Source organism: bacterium (genome assembly GCA_019912885.1).
GTDB lineage: Bacteria > Lernaellota > Lernaellaia > JACKCT01 > JACKCT01 > JAIOHV01.
Genome location: JAIOHV010000143.1, coordinates 1 through 10,479, shown reverse-complemented (window position 1 = coordinate 10,479; position 10,479 = coordinate 1). Strand labels below are relative to the sequence as shown.

General features: G+C 64.2%; 9 protein-coding genes and 2 tRNA genes. 10 read left to right on the top strand and 1 reads right to left on the bottom strand.

Annotation, left to right across the window (positions count from 1 at the left end; translation table 11 throughout):
- Positions 1-96 precede the first annotated feature (96 nt).
- From K8I61_12020 to K8I61_12010, 3 genes are all read left to right on the top strand, one after another.
- Positions 97-309: a hypothetical protein gene (locus tag K8I61_12020; protein MBZ0272755.1), complete on the top strand. Its 213-nt coding sequence runs from the start codon at positions 97-99 to the stop codon at positions 307-309.
- Positions 310-346: 37 nt separating this feature from the next.
- Positions 347-417 (top strand) — tRNA-Gln (locus tag K8I61_12015).
- Between the two features lie 34 nt (positions 418-451).
- Positions 452-524, top strand: a tRNA-Glu gene (locus K8I61_12010).
- Positions 525-810: 286 nt separating this feature from the next.
- Here K8I61_12010 and K8I61_12005 read toward each other — a convergent pair.
- A complete protein-coding gene (locus tag K8I61_12005) occupies positions 811-1,881 on the bottom strand; it encodes a metallophosphoesterase (protein MBZ0272754.1) in 1,071 nt (356 codons plus the stop codon).
- 127 nt (positions 1,882-2,008) lie between these two features.
- Between K8I61_12005 and K8I61_12000 the strand changes: the two genes are divergently transcribed.
- The 7 genes from K8I61_12000 (at position 2,009) to K8I61_11970 (ending at position 10,061) form a co-directional block, all read left to right on the top strand.
- Entirely contained in the window at positions 2,009-2,557 is a 549-nt protein-coding gene (locus tag K8I61_12000) for a hypoxanthine phosphoribosyltransferase (GenBank protein MBZ0272753.1), read from the top strand.
- On the top strand, positions 2,550-3,542 hold the full coding sequence (locus K8I61_11995) for an ROK family protein (GenBank protein ID MBZ0272752.1): 993 nt from the start codon (positions 2,550-2,552) through the stop codon (positions 3,540-3,542). Before K8I61_12000 ends, K8I61_11995 begins: the two co-directional genes overlap by 8 nt.
- Complete coding sequence (gene glgC / locus K8I61_11990; protein MBZ0272751.1) at positions 3,536-4,786, top strand: glucose-1-phosphate adenylyltransferase; 1,251 nt, start codon at positions 3,536-3,538, stop codon at positions 4,784-4,786. The genes K8I61_11995 and glgC overlap by 7 nt, the downstream gene beginning before the upstream one ends.
- An 84-nt stretch (positions 4,787-4,870) precedes the next feature.
- Positions 4,871-6,982, top strand: a complete 2,112-nt coding sequence (locus K8I61_11985; protein ID MBZ0272750.1) for a DUF1926 domain-containing protein — start codon at positions 4,871-4,873, stop codon at positions 6,980-6,982.
- Positions 6,983-7,006: 24 nt separating this feature from the next.
- Positions 7,007-8,068, top strand: a complete 1,062-nt coding sequence (locus K8I61_11980) for a DUF4921 family protein (protein ID MBZ0272749.1) — start codon at positions 7,007-7,009, stop codon at positions 8,066-8,068.
- 2 nt (positions 8,069-8,070) lie between these two features.
- A complete protein-coding gene (locus tag K8I61_11975) occupies positions 8,071-9,066 on the top strand; it encodes a ketoacyl-ACP synthase III (protein ID MBZ0272748.1) in 996 nt (331 codons plus the stop codon).
- A gap of 5 nt (positions 9,067-9,071) precedes the next feature.
- Positions 9,072-10,061: a hypothetical protein gene (locus K8I61_11970; GenBank protein MBZ0272747.1), complete on the top strand. Its 990-nt coding sequence runs from the start codon at positions 9,072-9,074 to the stop codon at positions 10,059-10,061.
- The last annotated feature ends 418 nt before the right edge of the window (positions 10,062-10,479 follow it).

Here is a 10,479-nt window from a genome sequence, read left to right as displayed (position 1 = left end):
GGGACCTCTCAGTTCGACATTGCCAATGATAATACCCGCCAACACTTTCTTGGCGGCGGGATATATAGGCAGATACAACCATAAGGAGGCTTGGCGATGTCTCGATTGACGCTTGCGTTGACTTTGGCAATTTTTACATTTTTCGTGACTGCGGCATATGCGACCGTCGATTCCACCCCACCAGCGGATTGGGACTATGGCAGCCATGACGTGGACGAAACCGACCCGGAATACGAAATCGTCTGGACGGGGGAGTTGGGCGACCTCCGAAGCTTCGTTTCCTGGCTCCAAAGCCCGGAATCGTCTTGACACGCGGGCGCTCATCGCTATTCTCTGCGGCGGGTGTTCTGGGCTCGTCTAATGGTAGGACGCAGGACTCTGACTCCTGCTATCCAGGTTCGAATCCTGGGCCCAGATCTGGCCGGAAACGGCCCTGAAATGACGATCCTCTGGTCCCATCGTCTAGAGGCCTAGGACGCCGGCCTCTCACGCCGGTAACACGGGTTCGAATCCCGTTGGGACTGCTTTTTTGCATTGGTCGGCGACGCGTATGGCGTCGCCGTACTTTTTTGCCCGCGCACGGTCCGGCGATGAACAAATTGGACATCATGGACCGCATGGACAAAATGGACGAACGATAGCCGGGACGGGGCGGCGCGCGAATACCGGCGACATGGGGAAATTGTGCGCGGCTTCCCCGCACCGCAAACGACGGCGCTTCTGCCCTGGCAAGCTCGATTCAAAGTGCGGTGCCCGTGCGATGGCCTACCAGACTTCCAGACTCCCGGTCTTCCAGACTCTTGCGGCGTTTCACCCCACGTCCCGCTCGAGCTCGTGGCTTCCGATCCAGGTCTTCAGACGGACGACCGGGTTGTCCCAGTCGGTGCAGTCGATGAAGGCGAACATGCGGTCGTTGCGCTTGCCGAGGTTCGGCAATTCGAGCGAGACCATCTCCACCCACGAGCCCGTGTTGATGTATTCGCCGTAGTCGCCGAGGCGTTCGTGGCCGTGTTTATGCGAGTGCCCGAATATGACGTAGCGATAATTCGTCTTGCGCAGGATCTCGAACGCCGCCTGATCCATGGAGACATGCGTCATCGCGTGACGGCCGCGCGTCAGCGACAGGGCGAACTCGCGGCGCCGGACCGGATCGCGCGAGAGGCGGTTGCGCATCCAGAACTGCACCAGACGCACGAGCATCGTCCAGAAAAACATGTGGTCGTTGACGAACGCGTATTTGAGGTAAATGCGAAACGGCTTGACCTTGTCGATATAGGGGCGGTCTTTCTTGAGCGCGGAGAGGAACTCCATGATGAAAAGGCTCCCCACCGGCATGCGGAAGATCTTCTCGCCGCGCGCGTCGCGGTACGAATAATTCCGCGCGTTGAACGCGTGGATGTATTCGTAGTGATTGCCGTGCTCGATGTGGATGCACGAAAAGTCGTACGAACGCTCGATGACGCGCGTGGCCCCGCCGATGGACGCGATGAGCGCATCGCGCACGCGCGGGAAAAGCAGGGCCGCGTCGTGATTGCCGATGGTGAACGTGATGCTCCGGTTCGGCCGCGACGCGAACGCGCGCAACGCCTCGAACACGGGTTTGTGCCCGTCGAAGATACGCTGCACCTTCCACACGCCGGTCTGCTCGGTTTCGCGATTGGGCAATACGTCGAACTCGTCCACGACGAGAAGTTCGAGGAAATCGCCGTTGATGATCAGCTCGACCTCGGCGTCCTCGTAGGCCTCGCCGCCGTAGTGGCGGATGAACTCGATGAACCGTTCGTCATCGTGGAAATCCTCGAGCGGGTTCAGGCGGCCGAACTCGTCGATGCGCCCCTTGCCGAGGTGCAGATCGGACAAGACGAGCTTGATGCGCCTCATGACGCCGCGCCGCCTCTCGCGGAACGGCAGGCCACGCATACGTTTCGAGCCCGTTGCGCGATGTTCACCGCGCGGCTAACGATTTTTCTTGATCGCCGCTTCCGGAAAGCGATAGGGTGCATGCGGCATGCAGGTTTTGGATCTCGTTCGCCGGTCATTCGAACCCTACCTCGACGCGGATACGGTCAGCGCGCGAATCGGTGTGATGGCGCGCACGCTTCCCGAACGCGTCGCGGCGACGGATGCGTGCGTCGTCACGTTGCTTGAGGGCGCGCGATTGTTTTCCGGGCATGTGACGATCCGCCTTCCCGACGTGGCGCGCCTGACGCTTGCCGTTTCGAGCTACGGCGACGCGCTCTCGTCGAGCGGGCGCGTCACCGTCGTGAAAGAATTAGATGGAAACCTTGAAGGCCGCAACGCCCTCGTGGTGGATGACATTCTGGATACCGGCAGGACGTTCGCCGAGGTGGAGCGGCTTTTGCTAAAACAAGGCGCGGCAAGCATTCGATGGATTTTTCTGCTGGCCAAGGAAGACTGGCGCGGCCGTTTGCCCGCTTCCGTCGTTGACGTGGGATTTTTTGTCCCGGACGGCTTCTACGTCGGCTGGGGTCTCGATCTGGCGGGCCGGCATCGCGACCTGCGCACGATCTACCGAAAGGCGATATCCGATGGCTGACGCGGCGATTGTCGTCGACCTGGGCGGCACGAGCATCAAGTCCGGTTACGTGACGCGCGACAAGCGCCTGCACGAAAAAGGCGAATCGCCGACGGGCAACGATCTTTCCGCGCCGTCGGTTGCGCGCCGCATCGCGGAAATCATCGAGGACCTCGCGGGCAAGGCGCGCGGCGCGGGACACCGCGTGCCGGGCGCGGGCGTCGGCGTGCCGGGCGGTATCCGCAACGACCGGGCCACGGTGAGCCAGTCGCCGAATTTTCCCGCGTGGCAGGACGTGGATATCCGCTCGATGATCGCCGAACACACCGGCGTCGCCGTGCAACTCGAAAACGACGCGAACCTCGCGGCGCTCGGCGAATATTGGGCCGGCGGCGGGCGCGATTACGAAACCGTGGTGCTCTACACGCTCGGCACGGGCGTCGGCGGCGGCATCGTGCTGGAGGGCCGCATTTGGCGCGGCGCCTTCGGAATGGCCGGCGAGCTTGGGCATACAAACATCAACCCCGACGGCCCCTTTTGCGGCTGCGGCAGCAAGGGATGCCTTGAGGCCTACGCCGGGCGCGACGCCATCGTGCGCCTGGCGTGGTCGATGATCCTGAAAAATCGCGCGCGCATGCTCGTCGAACAGGTTGGCGGGCGCGTCGATCAAATCACGCCCAAGGATATTCACGACGCGGCGCGGGCCGGGTGCCCGGATTGCCGCGCGATCTTCGAGCAAGTCGGCCGGTATGTCGGCATCGCGGCGGCTTCGCTGCTCAACACCATCAACATGGAAGTCCTGCTTGTCGGCGGCGGCATTTCGAATGCGTTCGATCTGATCGAGGGAGGCATCCGCGACGAAATCGGGCGGCGCGCGTTCGTCATTCCCGCGCAGAACATGAAACTGGCGCCGGCCCAGCTCGGTAACGACGCGGGCCTGATGGGCGCGGCGTGTCAAGTGCTGGCCGCCTCGCCGGAGCCGGGACACGGGGAGATGCCATGTTAGGCGATTCCATCAACCGCGATGTGCTCGTCCTCGTGCTCGCGGGCGGCGAGGGAAAACGGCTCTATCCGCTGACGGCGGACCGCGCCAAACCGGCGGTGCCGTTCGGCGGCCACTACCGCATCATCGATTTCGCGTTGTCGAACTTCATCAACTCCGGCTTTTATCGCATCAAGGTCCTCACGCAATACAAATCCGAGTCGCTGAACCAGCACATCAGCCGCGGCTGGAACCTGTCCTCGCAGCTCAACCACTTCGTGGAAACGGTGCCGCCTCAGCAGCGCACGGGGCCGGAGTGGTTTCGCGGCTCCGCGGACGCGGTGTTTCAGAACATGAACATCATCACCGACGAGCGGCCGAAATACGTGTGCGTCTTCGGCGCGGACCACATCTACAAGATGGACGTGCGCCAGATGCTGCGCTTTCACGTCGAATCCCGGGCGTCATGCACGATCGCGGCGATCCCCGTGCCGGTCGCCGAGGCATCGTCGTTTGGTTGCATCCAGGTCGACGACGCCGGACGCATGAAAGAGTGGCAGGAAAAACCCCGCCACCCCAAGCCGATGCCGGCGCGGCCCGACATGGCGCTCGCCAGCATGGGAAACTACATTTTTTCGATCGACGCGCTGATGGAGGTCATCGACAAGGACCAGGAATCCGATACCTCGCAGCACGATTTCGGCAAGGACATCATCCCCCGCATCCTCGCCGACCGCGGCAACGTGTTTGTGTACGACTTCTCCCAAAATGTAGTCCCGGGGATGAGCGAGCGCGAGCGCGGCTACTGGCGCGACGTGGGCGACCTGGACGCCTATTGGGCCGCGAGCATGGACCTTGTATCCGTCAGCCCGGTCATGGACATCCACAACCGCGCGTGGCCGATTCACAACTACCTGCCGCCCTCCCCGCCCGCGAAATTCGTGTTCGCCGACGAGGAGCACGACCGCGTGGGCATCGCGACGGATTCGCTTGTCTGTTCGGGAGCGATTATCTCCGGCGGACGCATTCACCGTTCGATCCTTTCCCCCTGGGTGCGGATCAACTCTTACGCGTCGGTCGAGGACTCGGTGCTGATGGACCGCGTCGACGTCGGACGTCACGCGAAGATCCGCAAGGCGATCATCGACAAGGGCGTGAAAGTGCCCCCGGAGACGGAAATCGGCTACGATCGGGCGGCGGATGAGAGGCGATTCCACGTCACCAGGGGGGGCGTCGTCGTGATCCCGAAGGGCGCGCCGCTGGCCTGAGCCGCGCTGGGCAGCCCCCCGGTATCCGTATAAGATCGGTCGCCGCGCCCCGGCGCGGCGGGGGAAATTTCAAGGGGCCAGGGCGTGTCGCAGCGCGTTTCGTTTTGCATCGTTTTGCACAACCATCAGCCGGTCGGAAACCTCGATGAGGTGATGCGTTCGGCGTATCGGCAGTGCTACGCGCCCTTTCTGGATACGCTCGCCAAATACCCCGACATCAGGGTCAGCCTGCACATCTCCGGCGCGCTGTTCGACTGGCTCGAATCCAACGAGCCGGCTTACATCGACCGGCTCGCGCGATTCGTTTCCGATGAGCGCGTGGAACTGCTCGGCGGCGGCTACTTCGAGCCCGTGCTGGCGGTGATTCCACGCCGCGACGCCATCGCGCAATTCGAGATGACCAACGAATATCTCGAAAAACGCTTCGGCGCGCGCCCCGCCGGCGCCTGGCTTTACGAGCGCATCTGGGACGCGCAATTTCCCGATCTGCTCGAATCGCTCGGCATCAAATACACGGTGCTCGACGAGACGCACTTCCGCGCGGCGGGCATCGGCGCGGACGGCATGATGGGGCACTACCTCTGCGAGCGCCTCGGCAAAGCGGTGCACGTCTTTCCGATCCGTAAGGATCTGCGCTACGCGATTCCGTTCGCGGAACCGGGCAAGACGATCGAAATTCTGCGTTCGATTGCCGCGCATTCGCCGGGAGCCTGCGCGACGTACGCCGACGACGGCGAAAAATTCGGCGTGTGGCCCGAGACGCACGACTGGGTTTATAACCGCGGCTGGCTCGACCGCTTTTTCCGCGAATTGTCGTCAAACGGCGACTGGCTGGCGACGACGACGCTCGGCGCCGCGCTTTCGCGCACCGACGTTCTCGGCCGCGTGTATCTGCCCTCGATGAGCTATCCGGAAATGACCGAATGGGCGATGCCGCCGGACGGCGGTTTTCAGCTCGCGAACATCCGCAATGAGTTTCGCGACCGCTCCAAGTGGCCGGAGTACGAGGCTTTCATCCGCGGCGGGCTGTGGGACAATTTTCTCGCGAAGTATCCGGAATCAAACCGCCTGCACAAACGCATGCTGTATGTGTCCGACAAGGTTTCGCGCTGCCCCGCCGAGAGCACGCACACCGCCCTCGCGCGCCGGGAGCTCCTGAAGGCGCAAAGCGGATGCGCGTATTGGCACGGCCTGTTTGGCGGCATCTACCTTGGTTTCTTGCGCGACACCGTGACGCGGCACCTGGCGCGCGCGGAGAACTACGCGGACCTACTGTTGTACGGCGGCGCCGCCTCCGTGCGCGCGGAGGTCTTCGATTTCGACGTCGACGGCCACGACGAGATCCTGCTCGAATCGCCGCGCTTTAAGGCCGTCGTCCACCCGCGCGACGGCGGGTGCGTCTCGGAGCTTGTGCTCGCGCGCGAGGAGCACAGCCTCGCGAACGTCATCTCGCGCCGGCGGGAGATTTACCACGAACGCGCGCGGCAGCAGACGACAAGCGATCTGCGGCGCGACGGCAATTACGTCGCCGACGAAAACGAGATTCCGCTCGACTCGTATCTCGTGTACGACCGCTATACGCGCGCCTGTTTCCGCGACCGCTTCTTTGAATCGACGCCGCCTCTCGAAACGATGATGAACGAGCGCACGCACGAGATCGGCCGGTTCGCGAATCTTGCCGGCGAGATGGTCGTCGACGAAGGCAAGGCCGCGGCGGTGTGCGACGGCATGACGAATCTGACGACGCGCGACGGCGAGCGGACGATTCACCTGCACAAGTCGATCGCCGTTTACCGCGACGAGCCGATGCTGCTGGCCGAATACACGTTCGAGAATCGTTCCGACACGACGGCGGCGTTTGTGTGGTCGTGCGAGCTGAACGTCACGCTCGGCGATCCCGGCGCGCGTGAGCGCCACGTCGATCTCGACGGCGCGCGCCATCCGCTCGACGCGGAGTTCGAGGAGCCGGCCGAACGCCTGGCCCTCATCGACGCCACGCGCCGCTTTCGCCTTCTCGTGCACGAGGGCGGCCCGGCGCTCGTGCGGCAATATCCCATCCGCACGATCTCGCAATCCGAGGCGGGGTTCGAGCTGCTCTATCAGGGCACGTGCATCGCCGCGCTGCGCGAGATCACCCTCGCGCCCGGCGCATCGGCGAGTTTCCGAATTCCCATCGGGCTCGCGCCCCTATCCTGAGCCCGACGGCGAAAACGCACGTTCATGCCTTCCGATATTCCGCGCGAATTTTTCCAGGACTTGCCGCCGGTCAGCGAGTTACGGCGCGATATCGTCACCGGAGAATACGCCATCGTTTCCACCGCGCGCGCCGAACGCCCAATGGCGCCGCCGCCGCCATCGATGCGGAACGACGTCGAGCGCCGCCTGAATTGCCCATTTTGCCCGGGGCACGAGTCGATGACGCCTCCGGAGACCGACGCCATTCGCGAATCGGGCGCGCCGGATGCGCCGGGCTGGGTCGCGCGCGTGTTTCCGAACAAATATCCGGCCCTCCGCATGGGCGCGGAATCCGTCGGGAACGGGCGCGACGAGCTTCACCGCACGCGCGCCGCGTACGGCGCGCACGAGGTGCTCGTCGAAACGCCCGAACATGACCTGATTTTCCCGCGTTTCCCGATCGAGACAATGACGCGGATGTTTTCGATGTACCGGCGACGCATGCGCGCGATCATGGCCGACGAGATCGTCGCGATGGTGCAGATCTTCAAGAACCACGGCGATCTGGCGGGCGCGTCGCAACCGCATGAGCACAGCCAGATCGTCGGATTGCCGATCGTGCCGCCGCGCGTGCGCAACCTGATTTCCGTCGCGGGCGCGTATCACGAAACGCACGGGCGTTGCGTGACATGCGATGTCATCGCGGACGAACTCGCGACCGGGGCGCGCCTGGTGGAACAAAACGACGCCGCAGTCGCGTTGATCCCGTTCGCGGCGCGCTCCGCGCTCGAGACGTGGTTCGTTCCGCGCCGGCATGGCGCGGATTTTCGCGATGCGACGGACGACGAAATCGCCGGCGTGGCGCACCTTCTGAAGGCGCAGCTAACGCGCGTCGCTCGAATTCTTCCCCGGCTGGCGTGCAATGTCGTATTGTCCACCGCGCCGCGCGGCGAGGATGGCCGCGCGCTTCATTGGCGCGTCGAGTTGCATCCGCGAACGGGCACCGCGGCGGGCTTCGAGCAGGGCACGGGGATTCACATCAATCCGATGCCGCCGGAGGTTTCGGCCCGGAGGCTGCGTGAGCTAGTATCCGGCGAAGGAGGCTGAACATGGTCCTACGCGCGCGCGTCACCGGCACCGGATTTTTCGTTCCGGACAACGTCGTCACGAACGACGATCTCTCGAAGGTTCTGACGACCAACCACGAGTGGATCGAGCAACGCACGGGCATCCGCGCGCGGCGGTTCGTGCCGCAAGGCATGACGAACGTGGACATGGTCGAGCACGCCGCGAAACAGGCGATGGACGAGGCGGGCGTCGGGCCCGGCGACATCGACGCGATCATCGCCGCGACGCTCTCGCCGGACTACATCTTTCCGAGCAACGCGCCGTTCATCCAGGAGCGGCTCGGCGTTCCCGACATTCCCGCGTTCGACGTTCGCAATCAATGCAGCGGCTTTCTCTACGGCCTCGCCGCCGCGGATACGTTCATCCGCTCGGGGCGCTATCGGCGCGTGCTTCTCATCGGCTCCGAGGTGCAAAGCGGGGGGCTCGATTTCGACGACCGCTCGCGGGATGTCGCCGTCATCTTCGGCGACGGCGCCGGCGCGTTCGTGATGGAGGCCGACGACGGCGATCGCGGGGTTCTGGGCTTCACGCTGCGCGGCGACGGCTCGCACGCCCAGGATCTTTGGACAGACGCCGAACGCAGCTACGATCAGCCGCGCTTTACGGTCGAGATGCTCGAATCCGGCGCGGCCTGGCCCAAAATGCGCGGCAAGGCGGTTTTCGTCGAAGCGACGCGCGGCCTGCCCGAGGTCATCAACGACGTGCTCGACAAGACGGGGCACACGCTTGGCGAGATCGACTGCTTCGCGTTTCACCAGGCGAATATCCGCATCAACCAGTGGGTCGCCTCGTCGATGAACATCCCCGACGAAAAGGTTTTCAACAACATCGAGCGATACGGCAACACGACCGCCGCGACGATCCCGAGCGTGATCCACGAGGCGCGCGCGGCCGGGCTCGTGAAGGACGGATCGCTCGTCATGGCCGCGGCGTTCGGCGCGGGGTTCACCTCCGCAGCTGCGCTGCTGCGTTGGTGATCGAAATGCGCTGCAAGATCCTCGCTTCCGCGTCCGTCACGCCGCCTGTCGTCGCCGGCAACGATCGCATCGCCGCCGAGCAGCAGCTTCCGCTCGACGCGATCGCCCTGTCCGCCGAGATCGACGCGCGTCGCTACATCGAATCCGGCACGCCGGGCACCGCGATCCTCGCGGAAGCGACGCGCCGGGCGCTCGGAGAAATCGGCAAGACGCCGGACGACATCGAGATGATCGTCGCGTCAACCGTGACGCCCGATCACCAATTCCCCGGCAACGCCGCATTCCTCCAGAAGGAACTCGGCATCAAGGGGCAGGCGATTTTCGATATCCGCGCGTGCGACGGCGGATTCCTGCACACCCTCGCATCCGCCGCGGACTTCGTGACGCATGGCGGATTCAAGACCGTGCTCCTGGCGGCGAACGACATCTTCTCGACGTTTCTCTGGCACTCGCCGGAAGGCGCCGGCACGGACGAACTCTTCGGCGACGGCGCGGCGGTGTGCGTGCTTGCGCCGTCGGAAACGGACGCCGGGATCGTTTCGCTTGTCGTCGGCAACGATCCGGCGAACGTGCGTTCGTTCTGGGCGGAAAAACCAAGCACGATCGACCGTCCGCGTCTCACGCGCGAACTGATTGAACGCGGCGAGTGGCACTTCCACCTCGACCTCGACGCCATGCAAAGGCAAACGGCCGACAAGCTGCCGCGCGTCGCGGCGCAGGCGCTCGAACAGGCGGGCGTGACCGCGGCCGACATCAAGTTGTTCATTCCGGGCACGCTGAAGATGTCGTGGGGACAGGACGCCGCGCGCGTGCTTGGCATCCCCGCCGAACGCACCGCCGAACCTCAGCGCGACCGAGGCTATTACGGCACGGCGATGATCCCGACGGTCCTGCACACCGCCTGGCACAACGGCGCGATCCGCCGCGGCGACCTCGTCCTCGCCGCCGCCGTCGGCGCGGGTATTAGCTACGGAGCGATGGTGTACCGCGTCTGAAGGAATGGCGAATGCGGAATTCGGAATGCGGAATGAATCGCATTCGGCGGTACACAGAGTGCACAGAGAAGACACAGAGGACACGGATGTATTGCAGGAGCGCCCTTCCAGGGCGCGATCGAATTTCGTTTTGAGCCGCAGCCCCCCAACGGAGCGTGCCGCATGCCCGCGCGAGCGTGTTCTTGCGACGATCAGTGCCGCAAACGAAGCGCAGCGGAGTGCGCGGTCGGCAACGCCACGGCATCGAACGCATTCTCCATCGACGCGAGCGTGCGCGTCTTGCGACGATCAGCGCCGCAAACGTAGCGAAGCGGAGTGCGCGGTCTGGTGGCGCGCCATGACGTGATTCTATCCGCAGATTGCGCAGATTTCGCCGATTCCGAAGCAGGCGGGACGCCTGCGCTCCCACCCCTACCCC

Coding starts and splice junctions, on each gene's coding strand:
- K8I61_12020 (MBZ0272755.1), top strand. CDS start 97: ATGTCTCGATTGACGCTTGCGTTGACTTTGGCAATTTTTACATTTTTC.
- K8I61_12005 (MBZ0272754.1), bottom strand. CDS start 1,881: ATGAGGCGCATCAAGCTCGTCTTGTCCGATCTGCACCTCGGCAAGGGG.
- K8I61_12000 (MBZ0272753.1), top strand. CDS start 2,009: ATGCAGGTTTTGGATCTCGTTCGCCGGTCATTCGAACCCTACCTCGAC.
- K8I61_11995 (MBZ0272752.1), top strand. CDS start 2,550: ATGGCTGACGCGGCGATTGTCGTCGACCTGGGCGGCACGAGCATCAAG.
- glgC (MBZ0272751.1), top strand. CDS start 3,536: ATGTTAGGCGATTCCATCAACCGCGATGTGCTCGTCCTCGTGCTCGCG.
- K8I61_11980 (MBZ0272749.1), top strand. CDS start 7,007: ATGCCTTCCGATATTCCGCGCGAATTTTTCCAGGACTTGCCGCCGGTC.
- K8I61_11975 (MBZ0272748.1), top strand. CDS start 8,071: ATGGTCCTACGCGCGCGCGTCACCGGCACCGGATTTTTCGTTCCGGAC.
- K8I61_11970 (MBZ0272747.1), top strand. CDS start 9,072: ATGCGCTGCAAGATCCTCGCTTCCGCGTCCGTCACGCCGCCTGTCGTC.